This window comes from Streptomyces sp. GDS52 (assembly GCF_052246875.1).
Classification (GTDB): domain Bacteria; phylum Actinomycetota; class Actinomycetes; order Streptomycetales; family Streptomycetaceae; genus Streptomyces; species Streptomyces cathayae.
In genome coordinates this window covers 1-20,128 of record NZ_CM125966.1, presented here as the reverse complement: position 1 = coordinate 20,128, position 20,128 = coordinate 1, and the positions used below count along the sequence as shown (strand labels likewise).

The 20,128-nt window shown below is 72.5% G+C and carries 19 protein-coding genes and 2 pseudogenes; 7 read left to right on the top strand and 14 right to left on the bottom strand.

Going from position 1 to position 20,128, the window contains the following annotated elements:
* Nucleotides 1-262: 262 nt before the first annotated feature.
* Nucleotides 263-712, top strand: a complete 450-nt coding sequence (locus tag ACTWJ9_RS00105; RefSeq protein WP_279331922.1) for a pyridoxamine 5'-phosphate oxidase family protein — start codon at nt 263-265, stop codon at nt 710-712.
* A gap of 154 nt (nt 713-866) precedes the next feature.
* Nucleotides 867-1,487, top strand: coding sequence for a DoxX family membrane protein (locus ACTWJ9_RS00100; RefSeq protein WP_279331920.1), 621 nt, complete (start codon nt 867-869; stop codon nt 1,485-1,487).
* A gap of 78 nt (nt 1,488-1,565) precedes the next feature.
* Here ACTWJ9_RS00100 and ACTWJ9_RS00095 read toward each other — a convergent pair whose 3' ends face one another.
* From ACTWJ9_RS00095 to ACTWJ9_RS00060, 8 genes and pseudogenes are all read right to left on the bottom strand, one after another.
* Nucleotides 1,566-1,763: a hypothetical protein gene (locus tag ACTWJ9_RS00095; RefSeq protein ID WP_423836062.1), complete on the bottom strand. Its 198-nt coding sequence runs from the start codon at nt 1,761-1,763 to the stop codon at nt 1,566-1,568.
* A gap of 474 nt (nt 1,764-2,237) precedes the next feature.
* Nucleotides 2,238-3,230 (bottom strand): Acg family FMN-binding oxidoreductase, encoded by a 993-nt coding sequence (locus ACTWJ9_RS00090; protein ID WP_387041454.1) that lies wholly within the window; start codon nt 3,228-3,230, stop codon nt 2,238-2,240.
* A 52-nt stretch (nt 3,231-3,282) separates the two neighbouring features.
* A complete protein-coding gene (locus ACTWJ9_RS00085; protein WP_443294993.1) occupies nt 3,283-4,182 on the bottom strand; it encodes a pyridoxamine 5'-phosphate oxidase family protein in 900 nt (299 codons plus the stop codon).
* 11 nt (nt 4,183-4,193) lie between these two features.
* Nucleotides 4,194-4,661 carry an Hsp20/alpha crystallin family protein gene (locus tag ACTWJ9_RS00080; RefSeq protein ID WP_443294994.1) on the bottom strand — a complete coding sequence of 156 codons (468 nt, stop codon included), beginning with the start codon at nt 4,659-4,661 and terminating at the stop codon, nt 4,194-4,196.
* A 127-nt stretch (nt 4,662-4,788) separates the two neighbouring features.
* Entirely contained in the window at nt 4,789-5,073 is a 285-nt protein-coding gene (locus ACTWJ9_RS00075; protein WP_443295005.1) for a DUF1876 domain-containing protein, read from the bottom strand.
* Between the two features lie 5 nt (nt 5,074-5,078).
* Nucleotides 5,079-6,476 (bottom strand): nicotinate phosphoribosyltransferase, encoded by a 1,398-nt coding sequence (locus ACTWJ9_RS00070; protein ID WP_443294995.1) that lies wholly within the window; start codon nt 6,474-6,476, stop codon nt 5,079-5,081.
* 39 nt (nt 6,477-6,515) lie between these two features.
* Nucleotides 6,516-7,115 (bottom strand): annotated as a pseudogene (locus ACTWJ9_RS00065) (Rv1733c family protein).
* 97 nt (nt 7,116-7,212) lie between these two features.
* Nucleotides 7,213-8,070: a universal stress protein gene (locus ACTWJ9_RS00060; protein ID WP_443295933.1), complete on the bottom strand. Its 858-nt coding sequence runs from the start codon at nt 8,068-8,070 to the stop codon at nt 7,213-7,215.
* A 186-nt stretch (nt 8,071-8,256) separates the two neighbouring features.
* Between ACTWJ9_RS00060 and ACTWJ9_RS00055 the strand changes: the two genes are divergently transcribed.
* The 3 genes from ACTWJ9_RS00055 to ACTWJ9_RS00045 all read left to right on the top strand — a co-directional run bounded on the left by ACTWJ9_RS00055 (nt 8,257) and on the right by ACTWJ9_RS00045 (nt 11,858).
* Nucleotides 8,257-9,132 (top strand): universal stress protein, encoded by an 876-nt coding sequence (locus tag ACTWJ9_RS00055; RefSeq protein WP_279337517.1) that lies wholly within the window; start codon nt 8,257-8,259, stop codon nt 9,130-9,132.
* Between the two features lie 103 nt (nt 9,133-9,235).
* Nucleotides 9,236-10,717: a bifunctional aminoglycoside phosphotransferase/ATP-binding protein gene (locus tag ACTWJ9_RS00050; protein WP_388708894.1), complete on the top strand. Its 1,482-nt coding sequence runs from the start codon at nt 9,236-9,238 to the stop codon at nt 10,715-10,717.
* Between the two features lie 94 nt (nt 10,718-10,811).
* A complete protein-coding gene (locus ACTWJ9_RS00045) occupies nt 10,812-11,858 on the top strand; it encodes an alcohol dehydrogenase catalytic domain-containing protein (protein ID WP_443294996.1) in 1,047 nt (348 codons plus the stop codon).
* A 39-nt stretch (nt 11,859-11,897) separates the two neighbouring features.
* Here the strand turns inward: ACTWJ9_RS00045 and ACTWJ9_RS00040 are convergent, their stop codons facing one another.
* Genes ACTWJ9_RS00040 through acsA form a run of 5 tightly spaced genes read right to left on the bottom strand, consistent with a single transcriptional unit; the run spans nt 11,898 to nt 17,407 of the window.
* On the bottom strand, nt 11,898-12,143 hold the full coding sequence (locus ACTWJ9_RS00040; protein ID WP_279337519.1) for an acyl carrier protein: 246 nt from the start codon (nt 12,141-12,143) through the stop codon (nt 11,898-11,900).
* Nucleotides 12,140-13,528, bottom strand: coding sequence for a 2-oxo acid dehydrogenase subunit E2 (locus ACTWJ9_RS00035; RefSeq protein WP_388708983.1), 1,389 nt, complete (start codon nt 13,526-13,528; stop codon nt 12,140-12,142). Before ACTWJ9_RS00035 ends, ACTWJ9_RS00040 begins: the two co-directional genes overlap by 4 nt.
* A gap of 2 nt (nt 13,529-13,530) precedes the next feature.
* Nucleotides 13,531-14,526 (bottom strand): alpha-ketoacid dehydrogenase subunit beta, encoded by a 996-nt coding sequence (locus tag ACTWJ9_RS00030; protein ID WP_443294997.1) that lies wholly within the window; start codon nt 14,524-14,526, stop codon nt 13,531-13,533.
* Nucleotides 14,523-15,620: a pyruvate dehydrogenase (acetyl-transferring) E1 component subunit alpha gene (pdhA, locus tag ACTWJ9_RS00025; RefSeq protein WP_279337523.1), complete on the bottom strand. Its 1,098-nt coding sequence runs from the start codon at nt 15,618-15,620 to the stop codon at nt 14,523-14,525. Before pdhA ends, ACTWJ9_RS00030 begins: the two co-directional genes overlap by 4 nt.
* Complete coding sequence (gene acsA, locus ACTWJ9_RS00020; protein ID WP_443294998.1) at nt 15,617-17,407, bottom strand: acetate--CoA ligase; 1,791 nt, start codon at nt 17,405-17,407, stop codon at nt 15,617-15,619. Before acsA ends, pdhA begins: the two co-directional genes overlap by 4 nt.
* Before the next feature lie 498 nt (nt 17,408-17,905).
* Between acsA and ACTWJ9_RS00015 the strand changes: the two genes are divergently transcribed.
* Nucleotides 17,906-18,817: a universal stress protein gene (locus tag ACTWJ9_RS00015; RefSeq protein ID WP_443294999.1), complete on the top strand. Its 912-nt coding sequence runs from the start codon at nt 17,906-17,908 to the stop codon at nt 18,815-18,817.
* A 97-nt stretch (nt 18,818-18,914) separates the two neighbouring features.
* A complete protein-coding gene (locus ACTWJ9_RS00010) occupies nt 18,915-19,790 on the top strand; it encodes a universal stress protein (RefSeq protein WP_443295000.1) in 876 nt (291 codons plus the stop codon).
* A gap of 42 nt (nt 19,791-19,832) precedes the next feature.
* On the opposite strand, the pseudogene ACTWJ9_RS00005 reads toward ACTWJ9_RS00010, so the two are convergent.
* Nucleotides 19,833-20,126: pseudogene (locus ACTWJ9_RS00005) on the bottom strand (hemerythrin domain-containing protein); the annotation flags it as partial.
* Nucleotides 20,127-20,128: the final 2 nt, after the last annotated feature.

Genomic DNA, 20,128 nt, shown 5'->3' with positions numbered 1-20,128 from the left:
CTCGTGCCCGGACCGGGCCGGTCGCCGACGATCTGACGCACCCGTGAGAGCGGGCCGGAGGAACCGTGCCCGATCCGGACCCCGGTGCCCGGCACCGGGGTCGCCGTGCTCTCTGGGCCGGGGACCTGCCGCCGTACCGCCGGCAGGCCGTTTTCCGGTGTGAACGGGACCATCGGCCCTCATTTTCCGTCTTCGTCCCGATCAGGGTGGAAAGACGTAGGCCCGCTGTGCCGGGCTGTACCAGGAGGAGGACGGACTGACGATGTACCCCAACGACGGTTTCCGTGAACTCGGTCGGCAGGAGTGCCTGCGGCTGATGGCCAAGGTGCCCGTCGGCCGCATCGTCTTCACGCGCCTGGCTCTGCCCGCCGTGCTGCCGGTCAACTTCCGTCTGGACGCCGACGGCGCGGTCCTGCTGCGCACCGCTGCGGCTTCGGAACTGGTCCGCGCGGTCGACGGCGCGGTGGTCGCCTTTGAGGCCGACGACGTCGACGCGGCCCGGCAGGCCGGCTGGAGCGTGGTCGTCACGGGCCCGGCCGCGGTGGTGACCGACCCGGCCGAGCACGCGCGTCTGTCCCGCACCGGCCCGGTCGCCTGGGTGCCCGCGCCGCGGGAGGTCTTCGTCCGTATCGAGCCCGAGCTGGTGACCGGGCGCGAACTCGTCGGCGGACGCACCCTGTACGGGGTGAACCTGGCGGCAAAGGACGGCTGACCGCCGCCAACCGGGCTCGCACAGGGGGACGTTCGGCCCGACGGCCGGGTCCTTCAGCCCCTCCGGCGGAGGCCGGCGGCGCGGGACATTGAAAGAGCAACGAGAGTCGTCCGCATCCTGCATCCTGCGCCACCCTCTGGAAGGGATGAGCACCATGGCAGTTCACGACCACCCTCACCGGCGTCCGGGATTCCGCCTCCCGTCCCCGCACCGGGCCGGGACGGCTCCCGCCGCCGAGCCGACGGTCGCGGCGGCGACCGCGACCCGCGCGTACGTGCTCGCCGGGCTCCGTCTGCTGACGGGTTTCGTCTTCCTGTGGGCGTTCCTGGACAAGACGTTCGGCCTCGGCTACGCGACTCCCTCCGGCAAGGGATGGGTCGACGGCGGGTCGCCGACCCGGGGGTTCCTCAGCGGCGTCGCCGTCGGGCCGATGGAGTCCACCTTCCACGCCTGGGCCGGGGCCGCCTGGGCCGACTGGCTGTTCATGCTCGGTCTGCTCGGGGTCGGCCTCGCGGTGATCGCGGGCATCGGCCTGCGGCTCGCCGCGGTCGCGGGCACCGTCATGATGGCGCTGATGTGGGTCGCGGAATGGCCGCCGGCCCAGCACCTGTCGGACGGATCGCCGAGCATGTCGACGAACCCCTTCGTCGACTACCACCTGATCTACGCCGTGGTCCTCGTCGCGCTCGCCGCCGCGGGCGCCGGCGCCACCTGGGGACTGGGCAAGGTCTGGGCGCGACTCCCCTTCGTCAGCCGCAACCGCTGGCTGCTCTGACGACGCGGAACGAACCGGGGCACCCCCGCCGTCGGCGGGGGTGCCCCTCGTTTCCGCCCCCGCCGCGACGCCGTACGGTCAGGCTCCGCGCGACCGGAACGCCCACCCCGCGGCGGCACCGGCGTCGTCGGCGAGGAGGGGATGGTCCACGTGCTCGTGAGCCGGGCTGCGCCAGGCGCGTACGGCGTCGGGGGCAGAGCCGCGCACCTCGGCCGCACGGAAGGCGAACCGCACGACGCCCGTGCTCGTGGCCGGGTCGCCGACCCCCACCGCCACGCCCGCAGCGGTCCTGCCGGTCCTGTTCCGCACCACGGACCACGATCACCGGACACACGGCACGGGCCGCCACGGCGAGGCCGACCGGTCCCGGCAGCGGCCCGGCCGTTCCGCCACGGCCGAGTGAGCCCGTGACCACGGCGTACGCCTCGCTTCCCGCGCGCAGCAGCGGGGACACGGCATCGTCGGGCCGCACGTCGCCCGGACACCTTCACCTCGGCATCGCGAAGCCGGGCACGTGCGATGCCGGGCGCGGTGATGTGCTCCGCCGTGATCTCTTCGGCGGGGCGGTCGTTCCCGAGGGAGGGACGGGCGGCCTCATGGCGTTCCGTGAGTTGTCAGGTGGCCCGGGAGGGCCGGGTGCGGCTGATGGCTCTCCGCCTTGTCGTGGCTCGCTGGGAGTGGCCGTCCGGCTCCCCGGGGCCCGCCACGGCAGGCGGACCGCCCCACCGGTACCGGTGGGGCCGCGGTGGCTCAGGGCTGGATGTCGAGTACGTCCGGCACCGGACGTCGCGGGGTGTCGGGGCCCTTGGGGCCGTATCCCAGGCGCAGCACGATCTGTATGTGCCCGGCCCCGGACACGGGGTCGCGCAGCGGCCAGCGCAGGTCGCTCCACTCCAGGGCCTGGGTGGCGAAGGAACTGGACAGGCCCTCGAGGGTGGCCAGCAGCAGGACCCGTTCCATGGCCTGGCCGGCGCGCAGCCAGTCCTCCGGGCGGTCGCGGGAGGTGCTGAGGAGGGCCAGCTGGGGGGTCCGCTCGAACGCGGCGGTGCCGCGGCCGGGCACCGGCCTGTTCCCGGCGAAGTCGCGCATGGGCGCCTTGCCGCCCTGCTTGCGCGGCCCGAAGGCGTAGCCGGGCACTCCGTCCGGGGCCGTGTCCTTCGACGGAGCATCGATACGGGTCCACTCCGCCAGGTCCTGGCCGCTGCCGCGGTCCGTGAGATTGCGTGCCTCGGCTTCCTCCAGCAGTTCCAGCACCTGCTGCAGGTGCCAGGAGGACGGGAAGGCCAGCGTCGCTCCCTCAGCGCGGGCGGCGTCGGCCAGGGCCGTGCGCAGCTCCTGGGGGATCTCCGTCTCCTCGAACGGGAAACGGCTGCTGTGCCGCTGGTGGATCGCCGGATACAGCGCGGAAAGAGCGCTCCGGGTGCTCCCGGGAGGGGGCAGCCGCACGGCGGCGAGCAGCGCCGGGTCGGCCGGGTCGGGCAGCAGCCGGACCGCAGGGTGCCGCCCCTCGTGGGCCAGCGCGACCCGCAGATTCAGCAGAGCGGCGCCGGCGCCGAGGTGCAGGGCGCGGTTGTCCGGGTCGACGTGCGGCAGGACGCGGTCCAGGTCCGCGCGCACCTGGAAGGTGCGGCTGCCCCGGAAGTAGCGAAAGCGCCACGGCTGTGCGTTGTGCATGGACGGAGCGGCGGCGGCGTCGTGTGCAAGAGCCGCCACCCGCTCGTCCGGCAGGGTCTGCTGGTTCACAGGGGCTCCTTTCGTGAAGTGGCGGAGCGTGGTGGGCAGGTGCCGTGGCCGCTCACTGTTCGGCCGGAGTGATGCGGCGTCCGGTCAGGCGGGTGGGCCGGATCGACACCCACATCTCGCGTCCGTCCCCGGCCCACGGTGCGGTGTGGGCGCGTTCGGTGAGCCGTCGCACCTGGTCGGGCTCGGTGACCACCCGGGCGGGGCCGACGGCGAGCACGCTCCAGCCGCGGCTCATGGCGTCGTCCACATGGTCGACCTCGAACGCGATCTCCGATCCCACGGCCGCCGCGGGCACGGAGTCGGGAGCGGTCCGGAAGGCGATCGTGTCGTCGAGGACCTCGTAGTTCACCGGGACCACCGCCGGCCCCTCGGGCGTGGTCACCGCGATGCGTCCCACCCCGTGTGTGGACAGCAGGGCCCGGCACTCCTGTGGTGCGAGGTCGCGCAGTTCGGGGTGGAGCAGCGCGGTGCCCCGGCCGGGTGGCAGGCCGACGCCGCTGCCGCGCAGTGCCTGGACGCTGGTGCCCAGGGCCGCGGCCAGCCGGAGGAGGGTCGCCGGGCTCGGATCGGCGGGGTGTTCCTCGAGGTAGGCGAGGTAGTCCGGTGCCATCCTGGCGCGGCGGGCCGTCTCCTCCCGGCTCAGGCCCCGCCGGGTGCGTTCGGTGGCCACCCGCCGGCCGAGGTCGCCGGGGTCGGGTGCGCCGGCGGGCGGGGGCGCCCCGGCCCCGGCCCCGGCCCCGGTCTCGGTTTCGGTTTCGGGTTGGTGTCCGAGGTGTTTGATGTGGGCGTCGGGGCCGGGGAAGACGAGTGTCACCGCCTGGGTGTCCGACCAGCGCACGTCGTAGGGAGGGGTGCCGTCCTCGTGGTGGAGTCCGACGATCTCGCCGTCGCGCCGGGGGGCGCCGGTCGCCGGGCCTTCGATGACGAGTTGATCGCCGAGGTGAGCTCGCATGATCGCCGCCCTCAGCCGGTGATCTCGATGCGGTGCGGCTCGGTCTTCCGGGCCTTGGGGACGCGCACCGTGAGGACCCCGCCGGTCAGTTCCGCGGTGATGTGCTCGGTGTCGACGTTCGGAGGCAGACTCGTGCGGTAGTCGAACCGCCCGACGTGCCGGGTCTGCCGGCGGACCACACCCGTGCGTTCCCTCTCCTTGATCTCGCCGTGGACGTTGAGCTCGCCGTCGCCGACCTCCACGCTGATCTGGTCCTTCTCCACGCCGGGAAGTTCCAGCTCCATCAGGTAGGCGTCCTCGGTGTCCTCGACGTCGGCCAACGGCGCCCACGCCCCTTCCCCGGCCTCGGCCTCGGGAAAACCACGGCCGGGGAAGGAGGCGTGCATGAGCTGATCCACGCGGATGCGCAGGTCCTCGAGTTCCTGGAGGGGGTCCCATCCGGAGAGCGAGCCCCTGCCGCGGTGTGCTGGAAGCGTCATCGGTCATCCTCCTTGGTTTTCGATCCACAGCGCATCCGGCCGCAGAGACGGATCCGCTCCTCACGAAGCCGGGGACCTGGACGGGCGTCCGACCCACAAGGTGTCCCCGGCCGGGGCGCGGACCGGGTCACATGGACCACCCGACTGCCGGGCGGGGGCCCGGTCGCGTCGTGCCCGTGCCCTCGACGTCGCGCTCGGCGATGTCCACCAACTGCCGGCCCAGGTCCTGCAGGGCCCGGCCGACCGCCAGCTCGTCACCGATCTCCGGCACGTCCGGGTCCGCCGGATTCCGGCGTGCGGTGCCGTGCCCGGTGAGCACCGTGATCCCGGTGTCGACCACCGCGCGGGCCTTTGTGGTTCCCCCCTCCTCGAAGAGGTAGAGGCGAGCCTTCCATTCCAGGGTGTGCGACATCCGCTCTACTCCTCAGCTCGGGACTGACCTGTAGGGCCCGGACGCGGCTCGTTCGGACATCCCGTGCCGTGTGGCGGGGCTCCCGTCTGCTCCGCGATACGGCGCCGGACCCGGTCGGTGAGCGCGCGCAGCCGCTCGGAGGGCATCATCCGGGGCGCTACGGGGGCCCGGATCCGGCGGGCGGACGGCGGCAGCGCGGCCAGGTCGGCAGCCAACCTCTCCCGGCACCCGTCGAGCGCGGACCTGCCACCGGTGCGCTGTCCGTGTCGCATCACCGTCTCCAACAGAGGTGTGCCGTCGTGCGGTGGCCGCTCGTCGGCGAGAGCGATCACGTCGGAACAGCCGGGACGACGGAACACCTGTTTCTGCCCGGGCGCCGTCACCTTCGCCGACGACAGCTTCATCACCGGCCGCCCTTCGTACTCCACCATTTTGTAGGCCGAGTCCAGATACGGCGCGTCGGCCGAGACCCCGATGCGAGTGCCGACCGCGTACACGTCGATCGGTGCCCCGGAGCGGACCAGATCGTCCACCGCGTACTCGTCGAGACCGCCGCTGACGGTGATCTGCACGTCCGGCAGGCCCGCTTCGTCGAGGACGGACCGGGCCCGCACGGCCAGGGCTCCCAGATCACCGCTGTCCAGGCGTATGGCGCAGCCCGGCCCGCGGTCCAGATCCCTCAGCACACGTGCCGCGACGCGGACGCCCGCCTCGGTGTCGTACGTGTCCACCAGGAAGGTCACGGGGCCGGGGTGGGCACGGGCGAAGGCGCGGAACGCCTCCTCCTCGGACGAGAAAGCCTCCACGAAGGAGTGGGCCATCGTGCCGACGGCGGGTATGCCCGTGGCCGTGGCCGCGGCCACGTTGCTGGTCCCCGCGAAACCGGCCATTGCGCCGAGCCGGGCGGCCTGGAAACCGGCCTGCGGACCGTGGGTCCGCCGCAGGGAGAAGTCCACGACCGGGCGCCCGGCCGCCGCGATCACACAGCGCGCGGCCTTCGAGGCGATCATCGTCTGATGGCTGAGCAGGTTGAGCACGTACGTCTCGGCCAACTGGGCCTGCGGCAGCGGAGCCGTCACCTCCAGCAGGGGCTCCCCGGCGAGCACGACCCTGCCCTCCGGCACCCCCCGCACGCTGCCGGTGAACCGCAGGCCGAGCAGGGGTTCCAGATCCCGCGGCGGACGGTGCAGCGCGGCGGCGAAGGCGAGGACGTCCTCCGGGCCGACCCGCAGGCTGGACAGGTGGTCCAGGGCCGACTCCAGCCCCGCGGCAACCAGGAAGCCCCGCTCGGCGGGCAGATCGCGGACGAACAGGCTGAATGTCGCCGGGCCGGTCATCCCTTCCCGTAGATAGGACATGGCCATTGTCACTTCGTACAGGTCGGTGGTCGTGGCATCGGACATCAGCGCCACCTTCTCCATCCCGTCGCGTTCGCCCGAGCGTCACCGGTGGAATCGACCGGTCCACAGGGGCTCCACCAGATCCCACTCGGCGTCCCACTGCACGAACCTCCTCCGGTCCAGCACGTGGCGCATTCCTGCCCGCGCCACGAAGGCCCCCGTCGCCACACTGGTCACCGCCATGCCTCCGACGAACCAGCCATCGGCCACGGCCCGGGTCCTGGTCAGCGGCGGGCCGACGGCGGTTCCGCCCCGGTCCGCCCACACCCGCACGGTGGAGCCTTCGGACGTATCCGGCTTCACGAGTACGGTTACCGTCCGCCCCGTGTCCCTGCCGTCGGTCCAGCGGACCTGTGCCTGCGCCATCTGTCCGACATTCCCGGAGACCGACATCACCCGGGCACCGACCTGCTGCCGGTCGGCTGACCGGGCCTACACCGTGAGCATCGAGGACCTGTACGTCGCCCTGCCCGCGACGAATCCTGCCAACGGCAGTCCGACGACAAGGACGATCACCAGCACGCGACGCATCCAGAACTCGATCCGGTCCGACGTACGGATCAGGGGGTTCCGCCCTCGGAGGGCCTCATCCCCGCGCGGTGGCAGCGGACCGAACGCGTACGGTGAATGTCGGGTACTCATCGTCGAGCCTCCAGCGGATCGCCGGTCGCTTCTCTTTCCACCGTCGGACGGCGGCGGACCTCGGTCACCGGGCCGAAGGTCCCCGGCAGGTGGCCTTTCAGGCCTTGGGGGTCGGCCCCCGGAGCGGTTTCCTCCGACGTATCGGCACGATCGCGACCGGACACGGTGCGTGATGGAGCAGGGCGTGGTTGATCAGGCCGAGTTGCAGGCCGGGACGGACATGCCGTTCACCGGCACCGACAACGAGCAGGTCCGCTTCCGTCGCGGCCTCCCACAGCGCCTGTCGTGCTGATCCCTCGACCACCCGGCGTGTCACGTCGGTCCCCGGGTACTGCTTCTCAGGGTTGCGCAGAGCGTCGTCGAGCACCTGTGCCGGTGGGCGACGGTGGGCCTCGAGGGCGTACCACGGCCCGGGGAGAGGTTCGGAGAGTGCGCCAAGCGGCGCACTCCAGGCGTGGACCGCTACGAGTTCGCAGCGCCGCACATGAGCCTCGCGGAAGGCGAACCCCACGGCCGTGTCGCTTCCCTCACCGTCCTCGACCCCCACGACGACGTTCCCGAACCGGCCGGCCCGGTGCTCCTGCGAGCCACGCACGACGATGACCGGGCAGTCCGCCCGCGCCGCCACGGCGAGGCTGACCGAACCCAAAAGCAGCCCGGTGAGTTCCCCGAGCCCTCTGGACCCGAGCACCAGCGCGAAGGCCTTGTGTCCCTCGTCGACCAGGGCGGAGGCCGCGTCGTCGCGCAGCACCTCGCTCGACAGCCGCACGCCGGCGGCGCCCCCTCCGGCCCGTTTTGAGGCGGCGGTGATCAGACCGGACGAGTCCTGGCCCGGCGCCGCCGCGTGCAGCAGGTGGAGCGGCACCGCGTGCCGGGCCGCCTCGTCGACCGCCCAGTCCACCGCCTCCAGGCTCGACTCCGACCCGTCGACCCCGACCACCAGGGGAACCACCACAGCCACACCTCATCCCTCGCCGGACTCCGTCCTTCGAGCCCCGACCCACATCGGGTCCGCGTGCGCCGCAGAAGGGTTTGCGGTAACTCTCGGATGAGTGGCAGGCACTGCGCGGCCCGCCACGCCCCGGAAGGACGACCCCGGTCATCGTCATGTCCAGCTTCCTACGAGACGGAGGCAGGCGCCATGGAGCCTGTGATCACCGTTGGTCTCGACGGCTCACCCGAGAGTCTTTCCGCCGCCCGCTGGGCCGCGGACGAGGCCGAGCACCGCAAGCTGACGCTGCGCCTGTTGCACGCGTGGCCCATGCTCGCGCCGGAACCCACCAAGGTGCCCTCCGAGATCGACCAGAACTACTGGGCGAAGCGGCTGGTGCACAACGCACAGGCGGAACTTCAAAGGCGCCATCCCGGTCTCGCCATCGTCGGCAACCTGGTTGCCGACGAGGCCCAGGACGCGCTGTTGCACGCGGCGTCGGAGTCCGCCATGACCGTGCTCGGTTCGCGCGGGCTGGAACTCGTCGAGAGCTACTTCCTCGGCGACACCGGCATGTCCGTCGCGGCACAAGCCGAGCGGCCGGTGGTCCTGGTCCGTGCCGGAACCCGCGCGGAAGTCCCGCCGGCCGCACCGGCCGGGACAGGCGATGTCGTGGTCGCGTTGAAGCTGCACGGCCCCTGCGACGACCTGCTCGGGTTCGCCTTCGCCGCGGCCTCGGCGCGGAATGTGCCGCTGCGGGTCGTGCACGGCCGGAGCCTGCCCGTGCACGCCTATGTTCCCTGGGGGGTGGATCACGACGTCGCCGAAGGCGTCGCGCAGGAGGCGAGGAAGCAGCTGGACCAGGTCCTTCGCCCCTGGCGTGAGAAGTTCCCGCAGGTGGAGGTGGCCGACAGCATCGGGCTGGAAAGCCCCGCCAGGGCGGTCCTGCGGTCCGCCGGGAGCGCCGGGCAGCTGGTCGTCGGCCGACGTCGGCACCGTCGCGTTCTGGCACCTCGCCTGGGTCCCGTCGCCCAGGCGGCCATCCATCACGCACGCTGCCCCGTCGCCGTCGTCCCCCATGACTGAGCCCGATGCCCCGAGGGGAGCGAGGCCGGTCGCACACCGGATCGACGCGTCCGCACTCCGGTCGGGCTCCGGCCCCGACGGTGCGACGTTTCCGCGCGCGGAGCTGCACGAGACGCACACCGCGATCGTGCTCCTCTTCGGCGATCACGCCTACAAGATCAAGAAACCGGTCGATCTGAAGTTCCTGGACTACACCACGGTGACGGCCCGCCGGGCCGCCTGCGAACAGGAGATCTCCCTCAACCGCCGCTTCGCCGCGGACGTCTACCTGGGCCTGGGCGAGATCCGCACCCCGCACACGGACGTGGCCGAACCGCTCGTCGTGATGCGCCGCATGCCGGCGGACCGCCGACTGTCCCGGCTGGTACGAGAGGGAGTCGCCGTCGACGACGTCCTGCGGGCCGTGGCCCGGCAACTCGCCGCACGCCACGCGGACGCGCACCGCAGCCCGGAAGTGGACGTACAGGGAACCCGCGACGCTCTGTACTCGAGGTGGGAAGCGAGCTTCGCACAGGTCCACGCCCTGGCCGAAGACGTCTCCTTGCCCGACGGCATCGACGAGGTCGAGCGGCTGGCGCGCCGCTATCTGGCCGGCCGCGAGCACCTGTTCGACACGCGGATCCGGCAAGGACGGATCGTCGACGGCCACGGCGACCTGCTGGCCGAGGACGTCTTCTGCCTCGACGACGGCCCCCGCATCCTGGACTGCCTGGAGTTCGACGACCGCCTTCGCCACGTCGACGGCCTCGACGACGCCGCCTTCCTCGCCATGGACCTGGAACAGCTCGGCGCCCCGGAGTCCGCGGCCCACTTCCTCGCCCGGTACAGCGAGTACTCCGGAGACCCCGCGCCCCCGTCGCTGTGGCACCACTACGTGGCCTACCGCGCGTTCGTCCGCGCCAAGGTCTCCCTGATCCAGTCAGGCCAGGGCGCGCCCGGTGCCGAGACGGCGTCCCGGCGACTGGTCACGGCGACGCTGCGCCACCTGCGCACCTCCGCCGTCGGTCTGACGCTGGTGGGCGGCCTTCCGGGCAGCGGGAAGTCCACGCTCGCCGGCGCACTGGCCGACCGCCTGGGGGTGAGCCTGCTCAGCAGCGACCGCCTCCGCAAGGAACTGGCCGGCCTCCCCGCGGAGCAGCCCGCGGCGGCCGGCTACGGCGAAGGCCTGTACACACCGGAGTGGACCGCCAGGACCTACGCCGCGCTGCTCGACCGTGCCTCCACCCTGCTGTCCTCGGGAGAATCCGTCGTCCTGGACGCCACATGGTCCGACGCGGGACAACGCGAAGCCGCCCTGCGCACGGCCGAACGCACCGGCGCCGACCTCGTGGCCCTGCACTGCCAGGTCCCCGGCGACGTGTCGGCGGCCCGCCTCACCTCCCGTGCCCCAGGAGCATCGGCATCCGACGCGGGCATCGCCGTGGCCACCGCCATGGCCGACAAGGAGCCACCGTGGCCCGAGGCCGTCACGGTCGACACCCGTGGCCCCCTGGAAGCGGCGGTCGTCCAGGCGCTGGCAGCCCTGCGCCCGTGGGGCACCGGCCAGGCCCCGGTATTCCGCCGCCCCCACCCGCGGCCGGACTGACGGACATGGGCGACGTGGTTCCCGTGTTGCCGGGGAGGCTTCGGGGGGTGACGGTGGAGAGGAACCGGCGAGGGGGACGAGGGAGGCAGCGGGCATGCGAGGACTCGTCTACCACGGTCCCGCCCGGACCTCCTGGGACACGGTGCCGGACCCGGTGCTCGAGGCCGACACCGACGCGATCGTGCGCGTCGACGCGACCACCGTCTGCGGCAGCGACCTGCACATCCGGCAGGGCGACCTCGCCGAGGTGAAACCGGGAACGGTCCTCGGCCACGAGGCCGTCGGCGAGGTGGTGGAGGCCGGCAGCAAGGTGCACAGCCGGCGCCCCGGACAGCAGGTGATCGTGTCGGCCGTCTCGGCCTGCGGGCACTGCCCGTCCTGCCGCGACACCCTGTACGGGCAGTGCCGCGGGGGCGGCGGGTGGATCCTGGGCAACACCGTCCACGGCACGCAGGCCGAGTTCGTCCGCGTCCCCTTCGCCGACCACTCCACACACCGGCGGCCCTTGGACCTCCCCCTGGACGAGGCGGTCCTGCTCGCCGAGCTCCTGCCCACCGCCTACGAGGTCGGGGTGCGCAACGGGCACGTGGGCCCGGGCGACACCGTGGTCGTGGTGGGCGCGGGACCGGTGGGGCTGGCCGCCGTCCTGGTCGCCCGGCTCTACTCGCCGCGCCGGATCGTCGCGGTGGACCTGTCCCGCCCCCGGCTGGCGGCCGCCGCCCGGCTGGGGGCCGACGCCGCCGAACTGCCCGGCCGGATGGTCGCCGAACTGTCCGAGGGGCCCGGCGCCGACGTGGTCATCGAGGCCGCGGGCACCCCGGACGGCTTCGTCCTGGCGACCCGCGTGGTGCGCGCGGGAGGGCACATCGCCAACATCGGCATGCCCGGCAGGCCGGCCACCCTGCACCTGGAGGCCCTGTGGCGCAAGAACGTGACGATCAGCACCGGCCAGGTCGACACCTCCTCCACCCCGTGGCTGCGCGACCTGCTGCTCTTCAAACGGCTGGCGGCCGCCCCCCTGGTCACCCACCGGTTCCGCCTCGAGCGCATGGAGGACGCCTACGAGGTCTTCGCGCACGGTCCGGACACCGGCGCCCTCAAGGTCGTGCTGCACCGCGAGACACCAAAACCACCCCGGTAACCGGTCCTCCGATCCGCACTGGGCCGACGACGACAGCTCTCACCTCCCGTGGGCGACGAGGAAGTCGGCGCTGCCGGACAGCGTGGTGAGCTGCGGTGTGTCCTCGTCGTCGATCCGCATGCCGGTCCGTTCGCCCAGGATCTCGATGTAGGTCAGGAAGTCCAGCGAATCCATCTCGAGCGCGTCCCGAAACGCCTCGTCGGGACCCAGAGTGGCCAGGTCGGCGTCAGGAATGACCTGGGCGATCGACTCCTTGACCACGTTCAGCGCGTCGGTTCGGTTCACAGCTTCTCCGGATTCTGCAAGAGACGGTCGAGCGTTGTCAGATAGCGGGCCCCGACGGCGCCGTCCGTCGCCCGGTGGTCCGCCGAGAGGGTGGCCGTGACGACGGGACGTACGCCCAGCAGGCCGTCGACGGCGCACGGCCGGTCGACCACCCGCCCGAAGCCGACCAGGGCCACCTGCGGCGGATGAATCACGCCGAACACGGTTTCCACGCCCTGGTCGCCCAGGTGGGTGACCGTGATCGTGGCGTCGGACACTTCGGAACCGCGCAGCCTGCCCGTGCGGGCGCGTGACACCAGGTCTTTCAAGGCGGTCATCAGCTCGGGCAGTCCGAGGGTGTCTGCCCGGTGCAGGGCGGGTGCGACGAGTCCCCCGCCCCGAAGGGACACCGCCACGCCGAGATGGATGTCCTGAGCAGCGGCGAAGCGGTCGTCGGTCCAGAAGCCGTTGAGCTCGGGCACCTCGTGTGCCGCGAGGGCGGCCGCCTTGAGCAACAGGGCCGCCGGAAGCAGTCGTTCGGACATCGGACTGCGCCGGTTGTGGTCGTGCAGCCAGTCCATCGCGGTGGCCATGTCGACGGTGGTGGACAGGTAGTAGTGCGGGATGTCCCGGTTGGCGCGGGTCATCAGGCGTGCGATCACCTGGCGCATGCCCGACGCCTGGTCCTCGGGAGGGTGGGAAGCACGCACGGCAGCGGTGGTCCGGCGCGGCGGTGGGGGCGCGGCAGCATGACCGGAGGCCGCCTTGCTCACGTCTTCGGCGCGGATGGCGGAATCTTTGCCGGTGCCGGTCACCGCGGACAGGTCGACACCCAGCTCGGCGGCGCGTCGGCGGGCGAGGGGAGTGGCCCGTATGCGCGAGGGCCGGGCAGCGGTCGTGGCTGCCGCTGCCCGCTCGATGTCGGCCCGGGTGACACGCCCTGCCGGCCCGGAGCCGTCGAGGGCCGTGAGATCGACGCCGCTCTGCTCCGCGAGGCGCCGGATCAACGGGCCGGCCCCGACGTGTCCGCGGTCCCGGCCCCCGGACGGCACCGGCGTGCGGGCAGGGGAGGGCTCGGAGGTTCTGGCGGGCCTCGCGTGCTCAGGGGCGGGCGGGGCCTGTGGTTTCCCCTGGGCCTTCCGGGCTCTCTCCGGTTCCCCGCGCCCTTCTGCCGCCGACTCGATCAGCGCGAGCGGCGTGCCCACCGGTACCGTCGTGCCCGGCTCGACGAGCAGCCGTCCCATCGCTCCGCTCTCGAAGCACTCCACCTCGATCGTGGACTTCGCGGTTTCGATGACCGCGACCGGATCGCCTCTGCGGATGCGGTCGCCGGGTCCCACCAGCCATTCCACCAGCGTGCCCTCGTCCATGTCGGCGCCGAGTGACGGCATGGTGAACTCGCCCATGATCAGTCCACCGCCCGGTGTGCGGCCGCGACGATGTCGGCGGTCTGTGGCAGGGCGGCCTCTTCCAACTGCCGGGCGTACGGGATGGGCACCTCGGCGCTGCACACCCGCTCGACGGGGGCGTCCAGGTCGTAGAACGACTCCTCGGCGATGCGGGCGGACACCTCGGCGGCGAGACTCCCCGTGCGCCATGCCTCGTCGACGATCACCGCACGGTGGGTACGGGCCACGGACGCGGTGACGGTCGCACTGTCGAGGGGCCGCAGCGTGCGCAGGTCGATCACCTCGGCGTCGATACCCTCGGCGGCCAGCTCGTCCGCCGCCGCGCGTGCCTTGGGCAGCGAACCGCCGTACGTGATCAGGGAGATGTCGGTGCCGGGTCTGCGGATCGCGGCATGGTCCAGGTCCACGGGGGCCGTCGGCGGGAGGAGTTCGCCGGAGGCGTTGTAGAGGCTGCCGTGCTCGAAGACCACCACCGGGTCGGGGTCGGCGAGCGCGGGGGCGAGCATGTGGCGTGCGTCCTCGAGCGTGGCCGGGGCGAGCACGCGGATGCCGGGAATGTGTGCGTAGAAGCCTTCCAGGCTGTGCGAGTGCTGCGCCGCGAGCTGCCGCCCCGCGCCCGTCGTCATGCGGATGACCAGCGGCACGGGCAGCTGGCCACCCGACATGTGCAGCAGGGTGGCGGCGTTGTTGAGGAGCTGGTCGAGGGCGAGCAGGCTGAAGTTGACGGTCATGATCTCGACGACGGGCCGCATCCCGGCCAGAGCGGCGCCGATGCCGGCCCCCACGAACGCGGACTCCGAGAGCGGGGTGTCGCGAACGCGGTCCGGTCCGAACTCCTCCAGCAGCCCGAGGCTGACGCCGAAACAGCCGCCGTACCTGCCGACGTCCTCGCCCATGAGGAAGACCCGGTCGTCGGAGCGCAGGGCTTCCCGCAGGGCCTCGCGCATCGCCTCCCGGTACGTCGTCTTCGTCCCCTCCGTCGCGACCGCGTTCACGGTCGGCTCACTTCCTCGGCCGAGGTACTGGTGACGTGGCGGAGCAGGTCCTCGACCGGCTCCTCGGGTGCTTGCTCGGCCGCATCCACGGCGCGGTCGATCTCGTCGGTGATCCGCTGCTCGATCCGGGTGAGTTCTGAGTCGTCGAGCTCGCCGTTGTCACGCATGAGGTGCGTCAGCCGGTCGATCGGGTCCCGGGACTTCCACTCCTCGATCTCCGCCTTCTTGCGGTAGCGGTCCGGGTCGTACATGGAATGGGCGCGGAACCGGTAGGTGCGCAGCTCCAGGAAGTGTGGTCCGGTGCCTGCCCTGATGCCTTCGACGGCCCGCCGGGCGGACTGTTCGACGGCGTCGACGTCCATGCCGTCCACGGCCCAGGCGGGCATGCCGTAGGAGGCGGCGCGCATCGCCAGGTCGGTCTGGGCGTGTTCGCGCGTGAGCGCCGTTCCCATGGCGTACAGGTTGTTCTCGCAGACCAGTAGCAGGGGCAGGTTCCACAGGGCGGCGAGGTTCGCCGTCTCGTGGAACTCGCCCTCGGCGAAGGCGCCGTCGCCGAAGAAACAGCAGGTGACGCGGGGCATGCCGCGCATCCGGTCGGCGAGGGCGAGACCGGCGGCCAGGGGAAGACCACCGGCGACGATCGCGCTGCCGCCGTAGAAGCGGCGGCTCGCGTCGAACAGGTGCATGGATCCGCCCCGGCCGCCGCTGCAGCCGGTCGCCTTGCCGTACATCTCGGCCATGACGGCCTCGGCCGTGAGGCCACGGGCCAGCGCGTGGCCGTGTTCGCGGTAGGTGGAGACGACCGCGTCCTCGGGGGTCAGCGCCTCGTTGACGCCGACGGCGACGGCCTCCTCACCGATGTAGAGGTGGACGAAGCCGCGGATCTTCGCGGCGCTGTACAACTCGACGCATCGCTCCTCGAAGCGCCGGATGCGCAGCATGGCCGTCAGCAGGTCCGTTCGGCGCCGGACATCCGGTCGGCCGACCGGTGGGGGTCCGGTGTCCGCCTTCCGCTCGGCCGTCGCGGTCTTCCTGCCGGGCTTCGGGGGCGCCGAGTCCTTGCCGGTGCGGGTGGTGGGTCGGGCCGCGCTCATGCGGATCCCTCCAAGGTCGACAAGTCGCCGGTAGGCAGACCGAGTTCACGCGCACGCAGCAGCCGGCGCATGACCTTGCCGCTGCGGGTCCTGGGCAGGTTCTGGTCGAACGCGATCTCCCTGGGCGCGACGGCCGGGCCCAGCCGCCGACGGGCGAAGCCCAGCAACTCGCGCTCCAGATCCGGGGAGGGGCCGACGCCGGGGCGCAGCGACACGAAGGCCTTGACGATGTTCCCGGCCACGGGGTCCGGCCGTCCGATCACCCCGGCCTCCGCGACCGCCGGGTGCTCCATCAGAGCGCTCTCCACCTCGAACGGGCCGATCAGATGCCCCGCCGACTTGATCACGTCGTCGGCGCGTCCCACGAACCAGTACCAGCCGTCCGCGTCCCGTCGCACCAGGTCGCCGGTCAGGTACCAGCCGTCGGTGAAGGCGGCGTCGTAGCGCTCCTTGTCGTGCAGATAGCCGCGGAACATCGACGGCCAGCCGGGGCGCAGCGCCAGCTCACCCTTTTCGTCGGGGCTCTGCACTTCCGTGACCCGGCCGTCGCTGACCAGCGTCCGGCCGTCCTCGCCGGTCCTCAGCACGGTCGCCTCGACGCCGGGCAGCGGGCGGCCCATCGAGCCGGGCCGGATGTCACAGGCCGCGTAGTTCGCGATCATGATGCAGCCGGTCTCCGTCTGCCACCAGTTGTCGTGCACCGGCAGGCCCAGCACATCCCGGCCCCACACGACGGCCTCGGGGTTGAGGGGTTCCCCGACGGAGGCGATGAGGCGCAGGGCCGACAGGTCGTAGGAGCGCGGCAGGTCGTACGGGCCCTGACGTGGTGTCGCACGCATGAGCATGCGCAGCGCGGTGGGCGCCGTGTACCAGACGGTGACCCGCTGCTCGCCGAGGATCCGGTACCAGCGGCGGGCGTCGTAGTCGCCCTCGTCGACGACCACCGTCACGCCGTGCACCAGCGGGGCGACGATGCCGTACGACATGCCCGTGACCCAGCCGGGGTCGGCGGTGCACCAGTACACGTCCCCGGGGTGCAGATCGAGCGCGTACGCGGCCGTGGCATGGTGGGCGACCACCGCCTCGTGGACATGGACCGCGCCCTTGGGGGTGCCCGTGGTGCCGCTGGTGAAGTGCAGCAGGGCCATGTCTCCGGGCGAGGTCGGCGGGATCGTGAAGGTGTCCGCGGCGGCGGACAGCAGCGCGTCGAAGGAGACGGTGCCGGGCAGATCCTCGGCGCCCGGCCCGACGATCAGGACGTGTTCCAGGCCGGGCAGCGAGTGCCGGCGGTCGGCCACCTTCTTCCGGTAGAGGGCCGCCGTGGTCACGAGCACCCGGGCGTCGCCGAGACGCAGCCGCTGCTCCACCGGGTCGGGGCCGAACGCGGAGAACAGCGGGCAGAGCACGCCGGTGTTCTTCAGCGCGCCCAGCACCGTGGTGTAGAGCTCGGGGCAGCGGCCGAGCAGCGTGAACACCCGGTCGCCGTGGCCGACGCCGAGTGTCCGCAGCACGTTCGCGAAGCGGGCCGTACGCCGGGCCAGTTCGGCGTACGTGACATCGGCGACGGCGTTGTCCCGGGCGATGCACCGCAGCGCGACCTTGTCCGCCCGATCCGAGGCCGCATGCCGGTCCACTGCCTCGTGTGCGATGTTCAGCCCGCCGCCGGGCAACCCGGCCAGCGCAGTGCGGGCCTGAGCCCAGGTGAACGTCGAGCGGACCCGTTCGTAGTCGGTGAGCCGAGGCGGAACGACCGGTGCGGTGTCCTTGTGGATCGTTTCCCAGTCCATGGGTGCTCCTCGCGGCACTGCCCTTGATCTCCAGGGTCGCGGAGCATGGCGCCGGTCGCACGTCGGCCCGCGTGGAGCGCCCGGACCAATGGACGGGCGGCATCTGCCGGCCTCGATGGAGCCGAGGGCCGCCCGCTTCTTGCGGGCCCTCATTGCACGGTGCGCGGTTTCGCTCCGCTCCTCCGTGTCTTTTGTGGCCCTCGGCTCATTTCCATGACACCGCTGCCCGCCCGCCGGCTGTAGGGCCGGACGGCCCTGCCGAGAGGGCCGGCCGACCCTCTCGGCGGAGAGCAGGAACGGCCGGATCCGCTCAGGGACCAACGGCACCTCCCGTCACGGGTTGAGGGCCACGAGAGGGGAGCCACACCTCACCGGGAGGCCCATGACGCTTCCCACCGTCACCATCGGTTCGGACGGCTCGTGCGAAAGCCTCACCGCTGCCGATCGGGCCGCCCGTGAGGCAGCCCTGCGGCAGTGTGAAGAAAGGTGGTGGACACCATGACCCAATGGCCCTTGGTCGTGGGCGTCGACGGATCGGGTCCCAGCCTCCTGGCGGTCGACTGGGCCGTGGACGAGGCGGCCCGGCACAAAATGCCGCTGCGGCTGGTGCACGCCTCCCTCTGGGAGGGCTCCGAAGGCACCTTTTCCCCGGTGGGCGAAAGGCCCTCGGCGCGTGTGTCGGCCGAGCACATCGTCGCCTCCGCCGCGGAACGTGCTCACCGGCGCAATCCGCAGATCAAGGTCTCCACCGCGATCCTCCCTGAGGAGGCGGCCCACGTCCTACTGCGCGAGGGCGACAGCGCCTCGCTCCTGGTGACCGGATCGCGGGGTCGCGGCGAGTTGAAGGGACTGCTCCTGGGCTCGGTCGGGCTCGCCGTGGCCGCGCGGGCGCACTGCCCGGTGGCCGTCGTGCGAGGCGACACGGCCGGTCTGGCCGGCGCCCACGAGCGGATTCTGCTCGGCGCGGGGGACCCCGGCACGAGCGGTGAGGCGGTGGATTTCGCCTTCCGCGAGGCGGAGGCCCGCGGGTGTGTCCTGGACGTCGTGCGCGCCTGGCGCTGCCCGGCGTACGAGACCACCGACCACCCGGCGTCGGCCGGGGGACCGGAGCGTCAGCACGAGGAGGAGGCTTCCCTCCTGCTCGACGAGCTGCTGCGCGACGCGATGGCCGCCCACCCGGGCGTCCGGGTGCGCCGCGCGACGGTCGAAGGCCCGGCCTCGAAGGTCCTCGTGCTCCGGTCGGCCGCCGCCGATCTGGTGATCGTCGGCGCGCGGCGCCACCAGGGCCGCTTCGGCCTCCAGCTCGGCCGGGCGAGCCACACGCTGCTGCACCACGCGCAGTGCCCGGTGGCGGTCGTGCCGCACGATCCGGGTGGCCGTCCCGTGGGCGGGCAGGAGACATGGGTCTGATGGCCCCTCGGGCGCACCCGGTAGCCCCTGTTCCGAACGTCGCTTCCCGCGTGACGCTGGTGGCGAGGGGGAAGGCCTTGTTCTGGAGGTGTATGTCATGCTGTCGCCCGTTGTCGTCGGCGTCGACGGTTCCGCCGAAAGCCTGGCAGCCGCCGAGTGGGCGGCCCACGAGGCCGTGCGCCGCGGGCGGGCCCTGCGGCTGCTGCACGCGCGCAGCTGGCACCCGGACCAGGAGCGGGCGGAGAGCGCGCAGGCGAGCGAGCGGCACCTGGCGCGGCGGGTCCTGCGGGAGGCGGAGGACCGCGTCCGCGCCGTGTGCCCCGAGGTGCCGTTGCACGCCGAGCAGGTCGCGGGACCGGCGACCGCCGCCCTGGTGGAGGCGGCGGACGGCGCCGACCTGCTGGTGCTGGGCTCGCGCGGGCTGGGGCGCGTCACCGGTCTGCTCCTGGGGTCGGTCGCGCTCGGCGTGGTGGCGAAGGCCACCCGGCCCGTCGTCCTGGTACGGGCCGGTACGGCCGGGGCAGAGCAGGCGGCCGGCACCGGGCGGCGGGACGTGGTCCTCGGCGTCGACGTCACGGAACCGTGCGACGAGGTGATCGCGTTCGCCTTCGCGGCGGCCCGCCTGCGGCACGCGCGGCTGAGGGTCCTGCACGCCTGGCGCGTGCCCGGCCCGCTCACCCTGGGCCCCGGCGAGGTGGGCCTGGTGGGCGGTCCGCAGCGGGCCGAGGAGTGGCTGGGCTTCCTGTCCGCCGTGCTCCAGGTGTGGCGCGAGAAGTACCCCGAGGTCGAGGTGGTGGAGACGACGGTGGAGGCCGAGCCGTCCGGAGCCCTTCTGAAGGCGGCGTCCGGAGCGGAACTGCTGGTCGTCGGCCACCGGCTCACCGACCGGCCGAAGGTCTCGCGCACCGGCCCGGTCACCCACGCCGTGATCCACGACGTCGGCTGCCCGGTGGTGATCGTGCCGCACGACTGACGGGGGCCGGCCCACGGGTCGACCGAGGGGGCATGCCCACGGTCAGGGAGCCAGGGAGAAGTAGTTCTCCTCCTCCTGCGTGAAGTGCAGCCGCAGCACGGTGTGCAGACCGTACAGGCAGGCGCGCAGGTCCTCGAGCTGCTCGGACTTCAGCGCGCCCTGTGCTTCGGCGAGTGCCACGTGGGTGGCCACCCGCCCGGAGAGCCGTTCGATCTCGGCGTGGGCGCGGCTCATGGTCGCCGTCGCCTCGGGGCCGCCGAGTGTGGGTCCGAGAGCCGGATAGAGCTGGTGCTCCTCGGCGTACTCGTGCGGCAGCAGCCGCTCGATGAGCAGCCGGT